Origin of the sequence: Pseudotabrizicola sp. 4114, assembly GCF_031457365.1 — a bacterium.
In the GTDB taxonomy this organism is placed as follows: domain Bacteria; phylum Pseudomonadota; class Alphaproteobacteria; order Rhodobacterales; family Rhodobacteraceae; genus Pseudotabrizicola.
The window spans coordinates 50,536-70,144 of the sequence record NZ_JAVDWP010000013.1; the positions used below are offsets into that span (position 1 = coordinate 50,536).

Annotated in this window: 20 protein-coding genes; 12 read left to right on the forward strand and 8 right to left on the reverse strand. The window is 62.7% G+C overall.

Going from position 1 to position 19,609, the window contains the following annotated elements:
• Nucleotide 1 precedes the first annotated feature (1 nt).
• Nucleotides 2-1,780: an ABC transporter ATP-binding protein gene (locus J2X53_RS19470; protein WP_349039160.1), complete on the reverse strand. Its 1,779-nt coding sequence runs from the start codon at nucleotides 1,778-1,780 to the stop codon at nucleotides 2-4.
• A 206-nt stretch (nucleotides 1,781-1,986) separates the two neighbouring features.
• Nucleotides 1,987-2,466 (reverse strand): hypothetical protein, encoded by a 480-nt coding sequence (locus tag J2X53_RS19475; protein WP_349039161.1) that lies wholly within the window; start codon nucleotides 2,464-2,466, stop codon nucleotides 1,987-1,989.
• A gap of 529 nt (nucleotides 2,467-2,995) precedes the next feature.
• Between J2X53_RS19475 and aroC the strand changes: the two genes are divergently transcribed.
• Nucleotides 2,996-4,096 carry a chorismate synthase gene (aroC, locus tag J2X53_RS19480; RefSeq protein ID WP_349039162.1) on the forward strand — a complete coding sequence of 367 codons (1,101 nt, stop codon included), beginning with the start codon at nucleotides 2,996-2,998 and terminating at the stop codon, nucleotides 4,094-4,096.
• Between the two features lie 289 nt (nucleotides 4,097-4,385).
• Here aroC and J2X53_RS19485 read toward each other — a convergent pair whose 3' ends face one another.
• The 3 genes from J2X53_RS19485 to pyrF form a co-directional block, all read right to left on the reverse strand.
• Nucleotides 4,386-4,676: an HU family DNA-binding protein gene (locus J2X53_RS19485; RefSeq protein WP_304880324.1), complete on the reverse strand. Its 291-nt coding sequence runs from the start codon at nucleotides 4,674-4,676 to the stop codon at nucleotides 4,386-4,388.
• A gap of 141 nt (nucleotides 4,677-4,817) precedes the next feature.
• Nucleotides 4,818-6,293, reverse strand: a complete 1,476-nt coding sequence (locus J2X53_RS19490) for an AMP nucleosidase (RefSeq protein ID WP_349039163.1) — start codon at nucleotides 6,291-6,293, stop codon at nucleotides 4,818-4,820.
• Nucleotides 6,294-6,502: 209 nt separating this feature from the next.
• Nucleotides 6,503-7,198 carry an orotidine-5'-phosphate decarboxylase gene (pyrF, locus tag J2X53_RS19495; RefSeq protein WP_349039164.1) on the reverse strand — a complete coding sequence of 232 codons (696 nt, stop codon included), beginning with the start codon at nucleotides 7,196-7,198 and terminating at the stop codon, nucleotides 6,503-6,505.
• A gap of 88 nt (nucleotides 7,199-7,286) precedes the next feature.
• Between pyrF and J2X53_RS19500 the strand changes: the two genes are divergently transcribed.
• The 4 genes from J2X53_RS19500 (at nucleotide 7,287) to J2X53_RS19515 (ending at nucleotide 10,560) form a co-directional block, all read left to right on the forward strand.
• Nucleotides 7,287-8,165: an ROK family protein gene (locus tag J2X53_RS19500; RefSeq protein ID WP_349039165.1), complete on the forward strand. Its 879-nt coding sequence runs from the start codon at nucleotides 7,287-7,289 to the stop codon at nucleotides 8,163-8,165.
• Nucleotides 8,162-8,887 (forward strand): copper homeostasis protein CutC, encoded by a 726-nt coding sequence (locus J2X53_RS19505; protein WP_349039166.1) that lies wholly within the window; start codon nucleotides 8,162-8,164, stop codon nucleotides 8,885-8,887. Before J2X53_RS19500 ends, J2X53_RS19505 begins: the two co-directional genes overlap by 4 nt.
• Before the next feature lie 69 nt (nucleotides 8,888-8,956).
• The gene (locus J2X53_RS19510; RefSeq protein WP_349039167.1) at nucleotides 8,957-9,730 is read left to right on the forward strand and encodes a hypothetical protein; all 774 of its coding nucleotides are present in this window, start codon (nucleotides 8,957-8,959) and stop codon (nucleotides 9,728-9,730) included.
• The gene (locus J2X53_RS19515; RefSeq protein WP_349039168.1) at nucleotides 9,727-10,560 is read left to right on the forward strand and encodes a hypothetical protein; all 834 of its coding nucleotides are present in this window, start codon (nucleotides 9,727-9,729) and stop codon (nucleotides 10,558-10,560) included. Before J2X53_RS19510 ends, J2X53_RS19515 begins: the two co-directional genes overlap by 4 nt.
• 3 nt (nucleotides 10,561-10,563) lie before the next feature.
• Here the strand turns inward: J2X53_RS19515 and J2X53_RS19520 are convergent, their stop codons facing one another.
• A complete protein-coding gene (locus J2X53_RS19520; protein WP_118151247.1) occupies nucleotides 10,564-10,983 on the reverse strand; it encodes a hypothetical protein in 420 nt (139 codons plus the stop codon).
• A gap of 381 nt (nucleotides 10,984-11,364) precedes the next feature.
• Here J2X53_RS19520 and clpB point away from each other — a divergent pair, with 381 nt between their 5' ends.
• The 5 genes from clpB to J2X53_RS19545 all read left to right on the forward strand — a co-directional run bounded on the left by clpB (nucleotide 11,365) and on the right by J2X53_RS19545 (nucleotide 15,858).
• Entirely contained in the window at nucleotides 11,365-13,977 is a 2,613-nt protein-coding gene (gene clpB, locus J2X53_RS19525) for an ATP-dependent chaperone ClpB (RefSeq protein WP_349039169.1), read from the forward strand.
• Nucleotides 13,978-14,220: 243 nt separating this feature from the next.
• Nucleotides 14,221-14,496, forward strand: a complete 276-nt coding sequence (locus J2X53_RS19530; RefSeq protein WP_349039170.1) for a HigA family addiction module antitoxin — start codon at nucleotides 14,221-14,223, stop codon at nucleotides 14,494-14,496.
• 124 nt (nucleotides 14,497-14,620) lie between these two features.
• Nucleotides 14,621-15,145 carry a hypothetical protein gene (locus J2X53_RS19535; RefSeq protein WP_349039171.1) on the forward strand — a complete coding sequence of 175 codons (525 nt, stop codon included), beginning with the start codon at nucleotides 14,621-14,623 and terminating at the stop codon, nucleotides 15,143-15,145.
• Nucleotides 15,111-15,596, forward strand: a complete 486-nt coding sequence (locus J2X53_RS19540) for a hypothetical protein (protein WP_349039172.1) — start codon at nucleotides 15,111-15,113, stop codon at nucleotides 15,594-15,596. Before J2X53_RS19535 ends, J2X53_RS19540 begins: the two co-directional genes overlap by 35 nt.
• Nucleotides 15,571-15,858, forward strand: a complete 288-nt coding sequence (locus tag J2X53_RS19545) for a hypothetical protein (RefSeq protein ID WP_349039173.1) — start codon at nucleotides 15,571-15,573, stop codon at nucleotides 15,856-15,858. The genes J2X53_RS19540 and J2X53_RS19545 overlap by 26 nt, the downstream gene beginning before the upstream one ends.
• Nucleotides 15,859-15,936: 78 nt before the next feature.
• Here the strand turns inward: J2X53_RS19545 and J2X53_RS19550 are convergent, their stop codons facing one another.
• Nucleotides 15,937-16,779 (reverse strand): ParB N-terminal domain-containing protein, encoded by an 843-nt coding sequence (locus J2X53_RS19550; protein ID WP_349039174.1) that lies wholly within the window; start codon nucleotides 16,777-16,779, stop codon nucleotides 15,937-15,939.
• Between the two features lie 108 nt (nucleotides 16,780-16,887).
• Nucleotides 16,888-17,370, reverse strand: coding sequence for a fasciclin domain-containing protein (locus J2X53_RS19555; protein ID WP_118151237.1), 483 nt, complete (start codon nucleotides 17,368-17,370; stop codon nucleotides 16,888-16,890).
• 278 nt (nucleotides 17,371-17,648) lie between these two features.
• Here J2X53_RS19555 and msrP point away from each other — a divergent pair, with 278 nt between their 5' ends.
• Together msrP and msrQ are read left to right on the forward strand one after the other, a co-directional pair.
• A complete protein-coding gene (gene msrP, locus J2X53_RS19560; RefSeq protein WP_349039180.1) occupies nucleotides 17,649-18,551 on the forward strand; it encodes a protein-methionine-sulfoxide reductase catalytic subunit MsrP in 903 nt (300 codons plus the stop codon).
• A gap of 13 nt (nucleotides 18,552-18,564) precedes the next feature.
• The gene (gene msrQ, locus J2X53_RS19565) at nucleotides 18,565-19,176 is read left to right on the forward strand and encodes a protein-methionine-sulfoxide reductase heme-binding subunit MsrQ (protein WP_349039175.1); all 612 of its coding nucleotides are present in this window, start codon (nucleotides 18,565-18,567) and stop codon (nucleotides 19,174-19,176) included.
• The last annotated feature ends 433 nt before the right edge of the window (nucleotides 19,177-19,609 follow it).

Here is a 19,609-nt window from a genome sequence, read left to right on the forward strand (position 1 = left end):
CTCAGCTGTTGTTGAACTGCGCCTCATACAACCGTTTGAACGCGCCGTTCCTGGCCAGAAGTTCCGGCAAGCTGCCCTGTTCAACCACCTGCCCGGCCTCGATATACAAGATCCGGTCGGCGTTCATGACCGTTGCCAGCCGGTGTGCGATGACGATCGTGGTCACGCCGGTATTGATGCTTTGCAGCGCATCGCGGACATAGGTTTCTGACTGGCTGTCCAGCGCGCTGGTCGCCTCGTCCAGCAACAGGATCGGCGCGCCGCGCAGCACCGCCCGGGTGATCGACAGGCGCTGACGCTGGCCGCCCGACAGGAACGATCCGTTTTCGCCGATCTGGGTCTGGTAGCCCTGTGGCAGGCTTTCGATAAAGTCATGCGCATAGGCAACGCGCGCGGCCTCATACACCTCTTCATCAGTGGCTTCGGGGCGGGCAATGCGCAGGTTGCCCATCACCGTGTTCGAAAACAGAAAGGTATCCTGCCCGACAAAGGCGATTTTCTTGCGCAATGAGGCAAAGGTGACCTTGCTGATATCGTTGTCATCAATCCACACCACGCCATCCTGCGGATCATAAAGCCGCAGGATCAGGTTAAGGATCGACGATTTCCCCCCACCCGAGGGGCCGACCAGCGCGGTGGTCTTTCCGGCCTCGAAGGTGACGGACAGGTTTCTGATCACCGGCGTCGTGGAATTATAGCCAAACGACACATTGTCCAGCACCACCTGACCCGGTCCGACGGTCAGTTCCTTGGCGTCGGGGGCTTCGTTCAGGTTTGAAGGCAGGTCCAGCAATTCGTACATCATGCGGACACCGACCATGCCCGCCTCGATCGTGACCCGCATGCGCGACAACCGCTTGGCGGGTTCGTAAGCCATCAGAAATGCGGTCACAAAAGACATCAGCTGCCCCGGCGTGCCCGCAGCCTGCCCGCCGATGCTGGTGCTGCTGAGGATGACAATGGCGGCAATGGCCAGACCCGTCAGCGTGTCCATCAGCGGCGCGGTGGCGGATTCCAGCCGCACCATCTTGTTCGAGCGTTTTTCGACCTGTCGCACGGCAGATTGCATCCGGTCCTGCATCACGGTTTCCAGCGCAAACGCCTTGATCACGCGCGCGCCGGTCGAGGTTTCCTGCACCACCTTGATGATCTCGGCCAGACCAGCCATTTCCTGCGCCATCACGGCACGCACCTTGTTCAGGATCATGCGCACGCCCAGCACCGCAGCCGGGCCGACGATCAGGCTGATCAGCGACAGATAGGGTTGCTGGTAGAACATCACCGCGACCAGCCCGATCAGGGTCAGCAGATCGCGGACAAAGCCGGTCACTACCACATCTATCACACTTCGCGCCATCTGCGCGCTTTGGGTGACCCGCATCAGCAGGTCAGACGACTCGGTGGTGTTGAAAAACGCGATGCCGTGGCCGAGCAGCCGCTTGAACAAGGATGTCTGCTTTTGCGCGACGATCCGGTTTCCGGCCCGCGCCATCAGCACGGTCTGGGCAAAACTGGCGACGCCCTTGGCAAAAAAGATCAGAAAGACGCTGCCCGCCACCCAATAGATCCGCCGGGTATTGGCGGGATCGGTCATGGCATCGACAATTTCACCCATCACCCAGGCGGACAAGGCGGTGGTGCCTGCGACCAGAACCATCGCCACGATGGCGGCGGCATATTTGCCCTTATGCTCGGGCAGGCTTTCGCGCAGCAGCCGCCAGAGCAGGCTTTCGCCCGCAACACGGTCCAGAACGGGCAGTCGTATGGTCTTTGTCGTCATGTCGTCCAGCCTTGATGGGTTTGGAACTGAAGACTCCAGTCACCCGAACCGATGCGCGCGCGCCCGCAGGAATGACAGAGTGACGAGCCCTCACATGGTGCGCCGCTACATACCCCATACGCGCCTTGGCACCTAACTATGCGCTGACCCTGCCAAGGGCAAGATGGCCGGGTGATCGCGCCGCAGCGTGGTACCTGCTGGCCGGGTCAGGGTTGCGTTGCGGCCAGCTTTGCCAGGATCTGCAGATAGACGGCCTGGGCCAGCGATTCTGTCAGACGGTCGATGGCGTCATCGCGGCTGGGTTCATTGGCCATGATGCCCGAAAAGGTGGTCGAGGTGGAGTATCCGGTGGTAGAGGTAACCCTCCCGGTCAGGGTGACCTGCTGGCTGGCGGTATCGACGATGGAATAGGCCGCAGCCCCCCTGATCTCGACGCGGCGGTCAACCAGCGAGGCTTCGGTCAGGGTCAGCGTATAGGTCAGAAGCGCCCTGGAGTCGCCGCCTTGCGGGATCTTCCGTTGCAGCTTGTGCAGGAATGCAAATTCAATCGCGTTCTTCGGGTCGTCCAGCCGGATGCCCCGGACCCCATCCCCGACGGCGTTTCCGCTCTGATATACCGGACTGAACCCGCAGGAGGCGAGGGCAATCGCAAGGATAAAGACGATCAGAGACAAAGGTGGTCGCATGTGGGTCTTGCCTGCAGGTTGGACAGAACGGGACTGTGGCAGCGAAGGTGCGGTCAGCAGACCGGACAGTCGCGCCCGGGTGCGGTGATCTGGCCGCTGAGCAATTCCTTAGCGCGGCGCGGTATCGCTGTCGACCGGCTTTGCAGACCGGCGCGTGCCATCAAGGCAGGGCGTTTGCTGGTCTGGGCGGTGGTGAAATGTGGTGGTGAGGGGGCCCTCATCCCTCCTGCCAAGCTTTGGATTTCGTCAGCCAGTCCTGTCAGCGCGACCTGAACCACATTGCCAGGCGTCTGATTGACGGGTCCCAAAAAAACCCGGACTGGAAAGCAGCGCACAGACCTTCCAGACAGAAACCGAAGTCTTCAAGCCCACGGCTTCACGCAAACCATGAATCGCCATGCCATCAATTCTTAGGTTAAGTGTTTGCGCTAAAACGAGAAAGCTTTCACCCTACAAGGGACGCGTGCAAAATCTCCGCTTCATTCCCCTTTCGTTTTCCCCTAAACCGGAACCAATAGGGGAGACTGCCATGAGCCTGAACACCTTCGGCCACCTGTTCCGCGTGACCACATGGGGCGAAAGCCATGGCCCGGCCATCGGCTGCACCGTCGACGGCTGCCCCCCCGGCATCCTCCTGACGGAAGGTGACATCCAGCCCTGGCTGGACAAGCGCAAGCCGGGGCAGAACAAGTTCACCACCCAACGCAAAGAACCCGATGAGGTCCGCATCCTGTCGGGCGTGTTCGAGGGCCGCACCACCGGCACCGCTATCCAGCTGATGATCGAAAACACCGACCAGCGGTCCAAGGATTATGGCGACATCGCGCAGGCCTTCCGCCCCGGTCATGCCGACATCACCTATCATCAGAAATACGGCCACCGCGACTATCGCGGCGGCGGGCGGTCTTCGGCGCGCGAGACTGCCTCGCGCGTGGCCGCAGGCGGCATCGCCCGCGCGGCTCTGGCTGCGCAGATGCCCGGGCTGACCATCACCGGCTACATGGTCCAGATGGGCCCCCGCGCCATCGACCGCAGCCGCGTCGATCTGGCCGAGGTGGCAAGCAACCCGTTCTGGTGCCCCGATCCCGTGGCCGCAACCGACTGGGCTGCCTATCTGGATGAGCTGCGCCTGTCGCACAATTCGGTCGGGGCGGTGATCGAGGTGATCGCGACAGGTGTTCCTGCGGGCCTTGGTGCGCCGCTCTATGCCAAGCTCGACAGCGATCTGGCTGGCGCGATGATGAGCATCAATGCGGTCAAGGCGGTAGAGATCGGCGACGGCATGGCCGCCGCAACCCTGACCGGCGTGGACAACGCCGACGAGATCCGCATGGGGCCAGACGGGCCGGAGTTTCTGTCAAACCATGCGGGGGGTATTCTGGGCGGCATCTCGACCGGACAGCCGGTCATCTGCCGCTTTGCAGTCAAGCCGACCTCCAGCATCCTGACCCCGCGCCAGACCATCAACCAGCGCGGCGAGGAAATCGACCTGATCACCAAGGGTCGACACGACCCCTGCGTCGGCATCCGCGCGGTGCCGGTGGGAGAGGCGATGATGGCCTGCGTGTTGCTGGACCATCTGCTGCTGGATCGCGGTCAGACCGGCGGGCAGCGTGGCGTGATCGGCTAAGGCCGTGCCCCGACCGGCGGCAGGCTCAGCGGTTTTGGCAGAGTAACCGGCGCAATCAGGCGCTTCAGATCTGACAGTTGCATTGCTTCGCTCCTTCAAAGGATGCCGGCAGAATGCCGTGGTGTCGGATCACAGGCCAGCAAAGCTTGCGTGAAGTTTGTTTCAACGATGAGGTTGACGGATCACCGCCCGCGGATGCGGCGCGGCAGGCCGGTTCCCCGTGGGGAAGCAAAAAGGGGCGCCCGATGGGCGCCCCTGTGTAACCGGCGTGCAGAAACGACTGAAAATATCAGGCGTTGACGCTGTCTTTGAGGGCCTTGGCGATGGCGAATTTCACTTGCTTGTCAGCTGGCTTGGTCATGGTTTCGCCGGTGGCTGGGTTGCGGACCTGACGCTCGGGGCGGGCCTTGCAGGCAACTTTGCCCAGACCCGGCAGGGTGACTGCGCCGCCGGCAGCGACTTCACGGGTCACTACGTCGATGATGGCATCCAGTGCCGAACCAGCGGTTTTCTTGTCGGCGCCCATGGTTTCAGCAATTGCAGCCACGAGTTGGGTTTTGGTCATCGGTTTCGTCGTCATGTTCTTCTTCCTTATTGCAGGCCGCCGCCACTGGACGGGCCGGAGATGTTGGTTGGCCGTTACCGGCGACGGGTTCCGCTACACAGGTTTTTTCCGCGCAGATCAAGCCCAAACCGTGCGCCAGGGTTGAAAATGAGCGGTTTATAGGAAGGCGGTTTCCTCAAAGCTGCGCAACTTCCGGCTGTGGATACGTTCAATCGGCATCAACCGCAGGCGTTCCATTGCGCGGATGCCGATCTGCAGGTGGCGGCTGACCTGAGTTTTGTAAAAATCGCTGGCCATGCCCGGCAGCTTGAGCTCGCCGTGCAACGGCTTGTCTGACACGCACAAAAGCGTGCCATAGGGCACCCGGAACCGGAAGCCGTTTGCCGCGATCGTGGCGCTTTCCATATCCAGCGCAATCGCGCGCGATTGGGACAGGCGCTTGACCGGGCCGGACTGATCGCGCAGCTCCCAGTTGCGGTTGTCGATGGTGGCGACGGTGCCGGTGCGCATGATGCGTTTGAGCTCATACCCTTCCAGCTGGGTCACCTCGGCCACCGCTTCCTGCAGCGCGATCTGGATCTCGGCCAGCGCCGGGATCGGCACCCAGACCGGCAGATCGTCGTCCAGCACATGGTCTTCGCGCAGATAGGCATGGGCCAGCACGAAATCGCCCATCGACTGGCTGTTGCGCAGGCCCGCACAGTGCCCGACCATCAGCCAGGCATGCGGGCGCAGCACGGCGATGTGGTCGGTGGCGGTCTTGGCGTTGGAGGGGCCGACGCCGATATTGACCAGCGTGATGCCCTGCCCATCGGCACGCTTCAGGTGATAGGTCGGCATCTGTGGCAGCTTGGCGACCGGGTTCAGCACACCATCTGCGGTGGTGATGATCTGGTTGCCGGTGGCGACAAAGGCGGTGTAGCCCTGCGACGGATCGGCCAGCACCTGCCTTGCATAAGCCTCGAATTCATCGACATAAAACTGATAGTTGGTGAACAGAACATGGTTCTGGAAATGCTGCGGATCGGTCGCGGTGTAATGCGCCAGCCGGGCCAGCGAATAATCCACCCGCTGCGCGGTGAACGGCGCCAGCGGCATCGAGCCGTCGGGGTTTTCGCTGCGCATGCCGTTGACGATGTCGTCATTGGTGGTGGCCAGATCCGGTACATCAAACACATCGCGCAGGCTGAATTCCAGCACACCCTCTTGCGGGACTGATACGGCAGGGTTTCCGGCAACGGCAAAATGCACCGGGATCGGGGTTTCCGACGGGCCGATCTGAACCGGGACGCCGTGGTTTTCCATCAGCAGGGTCAGCTGTTGAATCAGGTAGTTGCGGAACAGATCGGGGCGGGTGACGGTGGTGGCATAGGTGCCGGGGCTGGCAACATGGCCAAAGGACAGGCGCGAGTCGGCCTTGGTATGGCTGGTCACCCGCAGGCGGATTTCGGGATAAAAGGCGCGGATGCGGGTCTGCGGCTTGCCTTGGGTAACCGTGGCGCTGAAATGGTCAGCCAGATAGGCGGTGGCTGCAGTGTAAAGCTCTTGCAGCCGGTCAACGGCGGCGGCGGGGTCGGTAAACTCCTGCGCTGCGGGCAGGTCTGGCGTCTGTGGGGCGGTTCCGTCTTGCATAACATCTCTCGTCAAATGATCCGGCATATAAGCCGAAACGAGGGGAGTCGCGCAAGTGAAGCCTTGATGAAGGGCCGGAAACCGGGTGAAACCGCACGTTTGCCGGTATGGCGCACGTCTGATCCGGGTATGGCAGACGTATGGCAAACGTCATGACGCTGGTACGGGGCTTGCAGGGGCGGGGTTTCGCCCGCAGGTGAGCCTGCGCGTCAGCGCGCCGGCAGTTCCGCCACCACCCGCCGCGCGGCCTCGGCCGGGTCTTTGGCCTGCCACACCGGGCGGCCGACGACGATGTGATCGGCCCCGTCCGCAATCGCCTGCGCCGGGGTAGCGATGCGCTTCTGGTCGCCGTTGTCGCTGCCCGCCGGGCGGATGCCGGGGGTGACGATCAGCTTGCCCGCCGCTTCGGGCAGGGCGCGGATCAGCGCGGCCTCTTGCGGGCTGGCGATCACACCATCGGCCCCGGCGGCCAGCGCGCGGGCGGCGCGTTCCAGCGTGATGGCGTGAATGTCGCCCGGCTTGATGCAGTTGTCATCCAGATCGCGGCGGTCGAGCGAGGTGAGGATGGTGACCGCCAGAATCTTCAGCCCGGTGCCGCCCTTGCCCTCTTGCGCGGCGCGCACCACCTGCGGGTCGCCATGAACGGTCAGGAAATCGAGGTCATATTGCGCAATGCCGCGCACTGCCGCCTCGACCGTGGCGCCGATGTCGAACAGCTTCATGTCCAGAAAGATGCGCTTGCCGTGTTCCTGCTTCAGCTCGTTGGCAAGCGCAAAGCCGCCCCCGGTCAGCATGCCAAGGCCGATCTTGTAAAAGCTGGCGGCCTTGCCGATGCGGGCGGCCAGTTCCAGCCCCTGCACCACATTGGGCACATCAAGTGCCACGATCAGGCGATCATCGGACATGGCAGGGCTCCTTGTGTTGGGTTCCAAGCGTCTTGCGGCGGCGGGCAACAGGTGTCAAGCCATAGCCGGACAGAACAAGGGGCGTGCGATGATCCTGTGCTTTGACATCGGTGGGTCGCGGATCAAGGCGGCACTGGCGACAGCGGGGCGGATCACGGCTTTGGGCGATTGTCCGACGCCGGGAGCGGATTTCGACGCGTTCCTTGCGGCGCTTTCCGGCTTTGCCTCGGCGCATGCGTTGCAGGGCGTGGCGATTTCCATCGCCGGGGTGGTTGCGCCGGAAACCGGGCGGATCAAGGTGGCGAACATTCCCTGCGCCGATGGCCGGGTGCTGTCGGAAGAGATTACCGCCGCGCTGCGCCTGCCGGTTCTGGTGCTGAATGATGCCGATTGCTTTGCACTGGCCGAACAGCGGCAAGGCGCGGGGCGCGGGCACCGCACGGTGTTTGGCGTGATTCTGGGGACCGGCGTGGGCGGCGGTCTGGTGATCGACGGGCGGCTGGTGCAGGGCGCGGGCGGATTTGCCGGAGAGTGGGGGCATGGCGCGGTGGTGGCCGCGCCGTGGAACCTGCCCTGCGGCTGCGGTCAGCGTGGCTGTGTCGATGCGGTCTGCGGGGCGCGAGGATTGGAAAAGCTGCACCATGGTTTGCATGGTGAGACTGCGGCCTCGACCGCTATTCTGACCGGGTGGCAGGCGGGGGACACGCGGGCCGGGCAGACCGTGGCGCTGTGGCTGGATCTGATCACGCCGCCGCTTGCCCTGGTGCTGAACGTGGTCGGCGCGTCGGTGGTGCCGGTGGGCGGCGGTTTGTCGAATGTGCCGGCCCTGCTGACCGCGCTGGATCAGCGGCTGCGCGCCGCGATCCTGCGGCAGACCGATGCGCCGCTGGTCGTGCCCGCGCTGTGCCGCCCCGAGCCGGGGTTGATCGGGGCGGCCGAAGCCGGGCGGGAGGCCTTTGCGACATGACGGTGATGATTGAAGTTTGCGTCGATACCACCGAAGGGCTGGCCGAGGCGATCCGGGCCGGGGCCGGGCGGGTCGAGCTGTGTTCGGCGCTGGATATCGGCGGGCTGACGCCCTCGGTCGGGATGATGCGGCGCGCAGCGGGGGCAGGGGTGCCGATTTACGCGATGATCCGGCCACGGTCTGGCCATTTTGTCTGGTCGCCGGATGAAATCGCGGTGATGGAAGCCGATATCGAGGCGGCCTGCCGGGCCGGGATGCAGGGCGTGGTGCTGGGGGCCAGCAGGCCGGACGGTCGGCTGGATACCGATGTGCTGGGGCTGCTGATTGCGCGGGCAAAGGGGGTGGGGCTGACGCTGCATCGCTGCTTTGATCTGGTGCCCGACTTTTCCGCCGCGTTGGAAGAGGCGGTCGAGCTGGGCTTTCATCGCATTCTGACCAGCGGCGGCGCGCGCACGGCGGCCGAAGGCGCGGACCGTCTGGCCAGCCTGATGGCGCAGGCGCGGGGGCGGATCATCGTGATGCCCGGCTCTGGCATTTCTGCCGAGACCCTTGCGCCGTTGCGCAGCCTGCCGCTGCGCGAGATTCACGCCTCTTGCTCGGCGCCGGTGATCGATTCGGGGCCGGTGGTGGATTTCGGCTTTGCCGCGCGGGTGGGGCGGCGCACCGATGGCGGGCGGCTGCGTGATCTGCGCGTGGCGCTGTCCGAGCCTGCGGCGCGATAGCGGATGGCTTGACGCAACCGTGCGAAACGCAGAGTCTTTGGTCAAAGACAAGGGTTTCGCGAGGCAGGTATGGATTTCACAGTTACATTTGACCGTCCGGCAGAGGGTCCGAAATCGGGCCCGCTGACCGTGGGCTGGTTTCTGACATCAGACAAGGGCGCGGTGATGTATGACCCGCCCGAGAGGATCATGTTTCGCCAGACCAACAAGGCCCATGCCAAAAGCGCCAGCCGCTGCCCGGCGGTGATCCAGCTGGAAAGCCGGTATTTCATGGTGAAATGCCCGTTTGACCTGCACATCGGGTTCAAACGCGATGACAAGGGCAAGGCGCAGCTGGTCAACCGGCTTGGCACCGCCAGCCCGGTGCGGGGCAACAAGCTGGGGGATTTGCTGACGCTGGTGAACGAGGCGGAGTGGCGCTATCCCGACCGGCCCACGGTGCAGCTGATGCTGCCCTACTGCTTTATCGCCGACGAGATGTGCTACATCACCCAGCTTGGCACCTTTGCGCATTACCGCAAAGACCCGCTGCCCGGCACGATCTTTGGCGGGCGGTTTCCGCTGAATGTCTGGCCGCGCCCCTTGATGTGGGCGTTTGAATGGCATGAGCCGGAAAAGGATATCATCCTGAAACGCGGCGAGCCGCTGTTTTATTGCCAGTTTGAGGGCGATGATCCCAGCCGCGCGGTGCAGGTGGTCGAGGCCGAGCGCACGCCGGAGCTTGCGGCCTATATGGAAAAGATCGGCGGGGTGGTGAATTACGTCAACCAGACCTTTGGCCTGTTCAAGGCGGCCGAGGCGATGCGCCCGGCCCGATTGCTGACGCCAAAGGCCCGCGAATGAGGTCATCGCTGGAAATCTGGGATCTGGCGCGGGGGGAGCCTCGGGTGGTGTTGCAGACCGACCGCCATATCGAAGCACCGAACTGGTCGCCCTGTGGCGGCTATCTGCTGATCAATGGCGAGGGCGGGCTGTTTCGCGTGCCGCTGGAGGCGCCCGCCTTGCAGGCGATTGATCTGGATGGGGTCGGGCGGCTGAACAACGACCACGGCATCTCGCCCGATGGCAAGCTCTGGGCGATCTCCAGCCACCATCGCAGCATCGGGTCAGAGATTTATCTGGTGGCGGCAGGCGGCGGCGTGCCGCGTCGCGTGTCGCCCGAGGCACCAAGCTGGTGGCACGGCTGGTCGCCCGATGGCGCAACGCTGGTGTATGTGGCGGCGCGAGGGGCCAACCGGGTGATTGATGTCTATACCCTGCCGGTCGCGGGCGGCACGGAAACCCGGCTGACGATGGGCGAGGGCCATTGCGACGGGCCGGATTACAGCCCGGACGGGGCCTCGATCTATTACAACTGCGACCGCGATGGCCATGCCCAGATCTGGGTCATGGCGGCGGATGGCAGCGGTCAGCGCAAGCTGTTTGCGGATGATCAGGTCAACTGGTTCCCGCATCCGTCGCCCTGCGGGCGGCATGTGATCTGGCTGGCCTATCCGCCCGGCACGCTTGGCCACCCTGCCGATCTGCCGGTGGCGATCTGCCGGATGGACCCGGATGGCAGCAACCGGCAGCGGCTGATCGAGATCAACGGCGGGCAGGGCACGATGAATGTGCCAAACTGGGCCCCGGATGGCAGCGCCTTTGCCTATGTGCGCTATGCGCTGCCGGGGTAGGGGTCAGGTGACCGGCCCTTCGGACTTCAGCGGTGGCGGGGTCGATACGGTGCCGTCATGCGCCCAGACCGCAATATGCTTTGGGTCGCCCCAGACCGAGACATGAACCTCGGGGCCAAAGCCCGGCGCGGTCAGATGTTCGGGCGTCAGGCCGACAATGCGGACCCGCAACAGCTCACCCCGTTCCACCGCGGGCGCGATCAGGGCACTGGCCTGCGGCCCCAGCACGCCGATCAGCAGTGTCACCTGACGCGGGATGAACCCAAGAAAGCGGCGGCTGAGCCGGGCAAAGACGCCGACACGGCCATCGGGCAGCGGGTGCAGCTCGGCCTCGCTGCCGATCGACAGGCCGGTGCGGGCGACATGCACCGAGATGTCATGCACGGCAGCCTTGTGAATCAGGGGTTGCAACAGATCATACATAGAGTGCCCTTTCGCGGCAGAAGCGATCCGGCTGCTCGTCCGTTCGCCTGTTCTTTTGCCCGCAAGTGTCTGCACCCCGGTGCGCTGGTGCAACCCATGGTACGGTTTAGGGGTCTGGGTTGACCCATTCCCGCCGATCCGGACCGGCACCATCGGCGGATTTGTTCCACCTGCGCCGGGTTGGGCCGTTACGCCCCGCCAATGTCATTGACGCGCGATGCCTGAGACAATCGGGCGCGGGCGGGCGCAGGAGAATCTGCGCAACCGGCCTGTTGCAATCTTGCATCAAGCGCTGTGGCATCCCATGTCTGATCCGAGGCCGGAGTTCCATGTGCCAGTGTTGGGCATGGGCGAGCGGTGCCAGCAAAAGGAGAATGACCGATGAACCTGGAAAAGTTCACGGAACGGTCGCGCGGGTTCCTTCAGGCCGCGCAAACCATTGCAATGCGGGAAAATCATCAGCGCCTGACGGCCGAGCATCTGCTGAAAGCCATCATGGATGACGATCAGGGCATGGCCGCGAACCTGATCCGCCGCGCCGGGGGTGAACCCGCGCGGGTGATCGACGCGGTGGATGCCGCGCTGAAAAAGCTGCCGCGCGTGTCGGGCGATGCGCAGCCCTTCACCGATTCGTCGCTGGTCAAGGTGCTGGACGAGGCGGAAAAGCTGGCGAAAAAGGCGGGTGACAGTTTTGTGCCGGTCGAACGCATCCTGATGGCCTTTGCCATGGTGCCGGGTGCGGCCAAGACCTGCCTGGATGCCGGGGCGGTCACGCCGCAAAAGCTCAATGCCGCGATCAATGACATTCGCAAGGGCCGCACCGCCGATACCGCGAGTGCCGAGCAGGGCTATGACGCGCTGAAGAAATATGCGCGCGATCTGACCGAAGCCGCAGCCGAGGGCAAGATTGACCCGATCATCGGGCGGGATGAGGAAATCCGCCGCACCATGCAGGTTCTGTCGCGGCGCACCAAGAACAACCCGGTGCTGATCGGCGAACCGGGCGTGGGGAAAACCGCGATTGCCGAGGGGCTGGCCCTGCGCATCATCGACGGCGACGTGCCGGAATCGTTGCGCAACAAGAAGCTGATGGCTTTGGACATGGGCGCGCTGATCGCCGGCGCGAAGTATCGCGGCGAGTTTGAAGAGCGGCTGAAAGCCGTGCTGAACGAGGTGACTTCGGCGGATGGCGAGATCATCCTGTTCATCGACGAGATGCACACGCTGGTCGGCGCGGGCAAATCCGATGGCGCGATGGACGCGGCCAACCTGATCAAACCCGCCTTGGCGCGGGGGGAATTGCACTGCGTGGGGGCCACCACGCTGGATGAATATCGCAAGTATGTGGAAAAAGACGCGGCCCTGGCCCGCCGGTTCCAGCCGGTGATGGTGAATGAGCCGACGGTTGAAGACACGATTTCTATCCTGCGCGGGATCAAGGAGAAGTATGAGCTGCACCATGGCGTGCGGATTTCCGACTCGGCGCTGGTGGCGGCGGCGACGCTGTCGCACCGCTACATCACCGACCGCTTTTTGCCCGACAAGGCGATCGACCTGGTGGACGAAGCCGCCAGCCGGTTGCGGATGGAGGTGGACAGCAAGCCCGAAGAGCTGGACCAGCTGGACCGGCAGATCCTGCAATTGCAGATCGAATCCGAGGCGTTGAAGAAAGAGGATGATGCCGCCAGCCGCGATCGTCTGGAAAAGCTGGAAAAGGAACTGGCCGATCTGAAAGAGCAGTCCGACTCGATGACCGCCAAATGGCAGGCCGAGCGCGACTCGCTGGAGGCGGCACGTGATCTGAAAGAGCACCTTGACCGCGCCCGCGCCGAGCTGGAGCAGGCCAAGCGCGAGGGCGATTTCGCCAAGGCTGGCGAGCTGCAATACGGCACCATTCCGGGGCTGGAGAAGTCGCTGGCTGAGGCAGAGGCGCGCGAGGGTGACGCCTTGGTATCAGAGGCGGTGCGGCCCGAGCAGATTGCCGAGGTGGTGGAACGCTGGACCGGCATTCCGACGACCAAGATGCTGGAAGGCGAGCGCGAAAAACTGCTGCGGATGGAAGAAGAGCTGGGCAAGCGGGTGGTCGGCCAGCAGCCGGCGCTTGTCGCCGTGGCCAATGCCGTGCGCCGGGCGCGGGCGGGGCTGAACGACGAGAACCGGCCGCTGGGGTCTTTCCTGTTCCTCGGCCCAACGGGCGTGGGGAAAACCGAGCTGACCAAGGCGGTGGCGGAGTATCTGTTTGACGATGACTCGGCCATGGTCCGCATTGATATGTCGGAGTTCATGGAGAAACACGCGGTTTCCCGGCTGATCGGCGCGCCGCCCGGCTATGTCGGCTATGACGAGGGCGGGGTGCTGACCGAGGCGGTGCGGCGCCGGCCGTATCAAGTGGTGCTGTTTGATGAGGTCGAAAAGGCGCATCCGGATGTGTTCAACGTGCTGTTGCAGGTGCTCGACGATGGGGTGCTGACCGACGGGCAGGGGCGGACGGTGGATTTCAAGCAGACGCTGATCATCCTGACCTCCAACCTTGGGGCGCGGGCCTTGTCAGAGCTGCCGGAAGGGGCGGATCAGGGGCTGGCACGGGCCGAGGTGATGGAGGCGGTGCGGCAGCACTTCCGGCCGGAGTTTCTGAACCGGCTGGACGAGCAGGTGATCTTTGACCGCCTGAACCGCGCCGATATGGCGGGGATCGTGCTGATCCAGATGAAACGGCTGGAGAAACGGCTGGCGGCGCGGAAGATCACGCTGGAGCTGGACGATGCCGCGCGGGCCTGGCTGGCGGATGAGGGCTACGACCCGGTGTTCGGGGCGCGGCCCTTGAAGCGGGTGATCCAGCGGCACCTGCAGGACCCCCTCGCTGAAATGATCCTGTCGGGCGACGTGCTCGATGGGGCGACGGTGGTGGTCGGGGCCGGGCCGGAAGGGCTGATCATCGGCGACCGCGTCTCGGCCAGCCGCCGGGCGCGTCCGGTGGAGGCTGTGGTGCACTGACCTCTGGTTGGGGACGCCCCTCTGCCCGCACCTTCCCCCTGTGTTACAGGGGGGAGGTGTTTTTGTTTTCAATGGGTTATGGGTGTGAAATTAAGGGGTTGTTAAGGTTTGGGGTGTGGGATGGTGGGTGAATCACCCACCCTACGGCGGGTGGCGGGGTGAACCCCGCCCTACAACATCCTTGCAGGTGCCGTGAGAGAAGTTTCAGATAGAAATGGGCAGATGGCCATGGCGGTGAAACCTATGTTGAGAATCGACCCCGTGCATCCGGGTGAGGTGCTGGGTGCGGAATTTCTGGCCGCGCTGGGGTTGAGCGCTGCCGAACTGGCGCGGCGCGTCGGCGTGCCCGCCAACCGGATCAGCGAAATCGTCGCCGGTCGGCGGAGCGTGACCGGCGACACCGCGCTGCGGCTGGCCGCCGCGCTGGGCACCAGTGCTGAGTTCTGGATGAACTTGCAGAAGGGCTGGGAGTTGGCGGTGGCGCGGCGGGCTTGGGGTGGGGGTGTGGAGCGGGTTTGAGCTGACAAGTACAATCTCTTGACTAAGTATGTGACATACGATCGACTTTGTCGGGTCATCGTCTCGATGAGAATATGGGGCGGATCTTCACTTTTTGTAAATGGGATTGACTTATAAATCAATGATGACCATGTTGCAGGAAAGGTTGGATGACGGCGAGCTCTTGCTCTGGGAGCCGCAACTTCCAGGGGACTCCTGTGGCAGAGTTCTTTTTCTTACGAAGGAGATCAATGATGAGTTTGACCCAGATGTCTGGACTGACCCAAACGTAGCGCTTCGATATGCAAATCTTGAAGCCGATTTTGACCGATATGTTTCGGGTTGGACTGTGCCTGTTGGGCTCGAACCCTACAGCAAAGGCGACAACGCATTCATGGCCAGAATTGATCCGATTGAGTACGGCATGTGGGCCATTCGAAGTGTTGCGCCGAAGCCAGCGCTTAGAGTTTTTGGCGCGTTTTACCAAAGGGATGTGTTTGTAGCTCTTTTGACTAGATGCCGTAAGGATTTGGGCGGGCCGGGCAGTAGAGAGTGGGCCAATGCGCGTGAGGCGGCTATCGCCAAGTGGGATTGTCTTTTCCCGTCCAGAAAGAGACTATTTGGAGACGAGTTAAATGTCTACTTTTCTGAAAAGGCGCTTACTGTCTAAGCCGGCTAAAGGTGAGAAGATCGCATTAGTCGATTTAGCTTTTGTAAGAGCGCGAAACCGAAATAAGGCGCATAGTATGCTTTTGGAGGAATTTGAAAAGTGCGAGCTGACTAAATCTGATCTCGCAAAAATGTTAAATAAGAGACCCGAGCAAATTACTAGATGGCTTGGTGGCCCCGGAAATCTAACTCTGGATACTCTTAGCGAGCTTGTATTTGCGATGCGCGGAAAGTTTGTGGGTGTGGAATTGGTTGACGAACTGGCGAAAGCTAAGTCAAATCAGAAGCGGCCAGAATGGGTTAAAAGTGCAGAATTTAAGGGCTATCGCAAGACCATTCAAGCTAGTGAGCAAAGCTCTCAATGGGTGCTGTCTGTTAGGAGTCAATCAAAGACAGTGTCTAAGATAACGTCTGATGAGGTCAAATATGACACAGCCGAATACGCAATCTAACGCTCGCAAATCAGAGCGGACTCACGATTTTAAATATTTGCCATGCGACTCAATAAACTTGGCCCTCAGCGACAATGGGATAAAAATAATACTCGGTGTTGAAGAGCTGGATTCTACAACGCTTGAACTTGTGGGTATTCATATGACTCACAAAACGGCTGCATTGTTAGTTGCAGCCATTATGCAATCGTTCGATCACTACAAAGATGCAACCGGAATTGAGATACCGATACCGACAGTTTCTGGAGAAGCGATGAAATAGACTGAGGCTTACACTTTGATGCCTCATCTTTTCATTTGGCTCCCTGAGAAACTTCCATCTCTATTTCCTTCCCCCCCTTCACTCACTCTGAAACCACCGTTCCACATAATCCATCACGTCATCCATCATCCCTCCCTTGCGCGCTTCTGGCCCTGAGAACCGCAGGGCGTAGCCGTGGGGGGTGAGTTCGCGGCGGATGGTGAGGCCTTTTTTCAGGTGCAGCAGGCGGCGGGGGCGGGTGCTGTCTGCGGTGGTTTTGGCGGTGGTGCTTTCGGTCAGGATCGGCAGGATGGCCTGCCACTGGGTGTCGAGGCTGGGGGCGCGCAGCGGGTCCAGCGCGGCGAGCAGCAGGTTTTCCCAGCCGTTGCGCACGGCGATGGCGATGCGGTCGAGCTGGCGGCTGGAGAGCTGTTCGGGCGTCTTGAGGGTGCCGCCAAGCGCCTCGATCACGTCGACATGGCTGCGCATGCGGTAGTGCGACTGGCGCGAGAGCATGGGGAAGAGGGCGGCGATGGCGGCGTCGGGGGTGGGATAGTAGAAGCCCTCGACCGCTGTCCTGACGAGGCGGGCCTTTTCCCACGGGCTGATCTGGACCCGGATCTCATTCTCGCCGACCATTTCGGCAAAGGCCTGATCATAGGTCTCCGGCTCTCGCACAAAGGCCGGCACAGTGGTGTGCCCAAGGCGCGTGACCGCGGTGAGGCGGCGGAAGCCCGAGATCAGGCCATAGACGAACGGGGGCTTCGGGGTGGATTGGGCAAAGACCTCGACCGGCTGGCGCAGGCCGCTGTCGCGGATCGAGTCTTGCAGGGTGGTGATGTCGGCTTCGGCCATCACGCGGCGGTCGCGGGGGAGGGCATTGGCGTCGATTTCGGCAATCGGGATCAGGCGGATGTCGGTGTTGGCGCGGGGGGTGGTCATGCGGCGGCTCCTGTCACTGAGGGCTGCGAGCATGACGCGGGGTGGTTACCGCAGGGTTCGGGGGGCGCGCGGTGCGCGCCCCCCGGAGTACTGATTACAGAGGGCCGATTACATCGGTGGCATGATGACGGTGTCGATCACGTGGATCACACCGTTGGAGGCCTCGATGTCAGCGGTGGTGATGGTGGCGCCGTTGACCTTGGCGCCGCCGTCGAGCGTGATGGTGACATCGGCGCCGTTGACGGTGGCGGCGGTCTGGCCTTCGGTCAGGTCGGTGGACATCACTTTGCCCGGCACGACGTGATAGGTCAGGATCGCGGTCAGCTGATCCTTGTTTTCGGGCAGCAGCAGGGTGTCGACGGTGCCTGCGGGCAGGGCGGCAAACGCCTCATCCGTGGGGGCGAAGACGGTGAAGGGGCCTTCGCCTTTCAGCGTCTCGACCAGACCGGCTGCGGTGAGGGCGGCGGCGAGGGTGGTGAAGGTGCCGGCCTCGACTGCGGTGTCAACGATATCCTTGCTGTGGTTGTCAGCAAAGGCTGGGGCTGCAAAGGCAAGGGCAGTTGTCATGGCAAGAAAGGTTCTGCGGATCATAGGTCACTCCCGTTTGATCATCGCCTGGATTGGCCTGCCGTATATGGCGCGGCAAAGCGTGCGGATCAGGGCAACATTCCGGTGAGCGTGGCTTGCCTGCCGGGGGGCGGGCGCTAAGCCGGGGCGCGCGGCGGTTTCCAGTCAAAAACCTGTGACGCGGGGTGATCGGGCGTGAGCGCGATGTTACAGGGCCATGCCGCAGCTGTGAGCAGGTTTGCTTTGATTTCTGCGCGCGGCTGGTCATTCTGGCGCAAAAGCCAAGGGGGATTATGGTCATGGTGCGTGGGTTGAGCTGGTCGGATGTGACGCCAAAGCCGCAATGGCTCAACCGGCGGCAGCTGATGGCGGGGGGGGCGGCGCTGCTGGCGACCCCGGCGCTGGCAAAGATCGAGGCGGCGAAAAGCCGGTTCTCCACCGATGCCGCGCCGAACACGCTGTCGGAGATCACCACCTATAACAACTTCTATGAGTTTGGGTGGGACAAGGGCGACCCGGCCCGCAATGCCCGCCTGCTGACGACCGACCCCTGGGCGGTGGAGATCGGCGGCATGGTCGACCGTCCCGGCAGTTATGGGCTGGACGACATTCTGAAGGATGCGCCGCTGGAGGAGCGGATCTATCGCTTCCGCTGCGTCGAGGCCTGGTCGATGGTGATCCCGTGGATCGGGTTTGAACTGGCGCATCTGCTGACCAAGGCCGGGGTGCAGCCCGGTGCGAAATATGTGGCGTTCGAGACACTGGTGCGCCCCGAAGAGATGCCGGGGCAAACGACCCGCAGCCTGGACTGGCCGTACCGCGAAGGCTTGCGGCTGGATGAGGCGATGCATCCGCTGACGATTCTGGCGACCGGCCTTTATGGTGAGGCGATGCCGAACCAGAACGGCGCGCCGATCCGGCTGGTGGTGCCGTGGAAGTATGGCTTCAAGTCGATCAAGTCGATTGTCAGCATCCGCCTGACCGATACGCAGCCCGAAACCACATGGAACATGCAGAACGCCCGTGAATACGGGTTCTATAGCAATGTGAACCCCGAGATGAGCCATCCGCGCTGGTCTCAGGCCAGTGAGCGGCGGGTCGGGGCCGGTCTCTTTGCCGGGCGCGAGGATACGCTGATGTTCAACGGCTATGGCGATGAGGTGGCCGGGCTTTATGCCGGGATGGACCTGAGCAAAGACTTCTGATGGCGCTGACCTGATGGCTGCTGCTGTGACCGACCGTATCAATGCCCTTGCCCGCCGTGTCCCGACCGGGGTGGTCTGGGCCGGGGCCACGATCCCCTTGGTCTGGCTGGTCTGGGCCGCGGCGACCAACCAGCTGGGCGCGGACCCGGTGAAGGCGATCGAGCTGAAGCTGGGGCTGTGGGGGCTGCAGTTTCTGCTGGCCTCGCTGTGCATTTCGCCCCTGCGGCGGCTGGGGCTGAACCTGCTGCGGTTCCGCCGGGCGCTGGGGGTGATGGCGTTCTTCTATATTGCGCTGCACTTTCTGGCCTGGGTCGTGCTGGACATGGGCCTGCGCTGGGACGAGATCCTGCGCGATCTGTACAAGCGGCCCTATATCATCCTGGGGATGGTGGGGCTGCTGGCGATGCTGCCGCTGGCCGTGACCTCGACCAATGCGGCGATCCGGCGGCTTGGGGCGGCCAGATGGCGGCGGCTGCACCGGCTGGCCTATGTGGCGGCTGGGGCGGGTGCGGCGCATTTCGTGATTCTGGTGAAGGGCTGGCCGGCCGAGCCCTTGCTCTATGCGGGGGCCGTCGCTGCGGTCTTGCTCTTGCGGCTGCGACTGCCCCGGCCGCTGCGGGCCTGAGTCTGTGGATAACTGATCCTGCAGGCAAACGGGCGATGCTGCGGGCGCAAGAATGTTGCCGCAGCGCAGGATGACTTGTGTCCAAAATTACTCCAACCCCTAGATTTTGAGTGTTTTTTGGGCTTTGTGAAAAAAATGCGACTGTCTGCGATTTTTGCTCTTGCGGGCGCCGCGTGCTCTCCGTAAATACCGCCTCACCGAAGCGAAACAGCGACGGTGACGGACGGAAGCGAAGACGACGGGATGCGGAAACGCGGATCGGAAGGCGGAGCGGAAGGTCGGAAAATCAGAAGATGCGGCGGTTCGGGAAACGCTAAGAGATTAGCGCCTCGATTTTGTTTTGTCTTCATGCTCTTTGAAAATTGAATGTGATGAAGGGATATGTGGGCGGTTTGGGCGCATCGGCGTCTAACACGTAGCATATCTGCCCGGC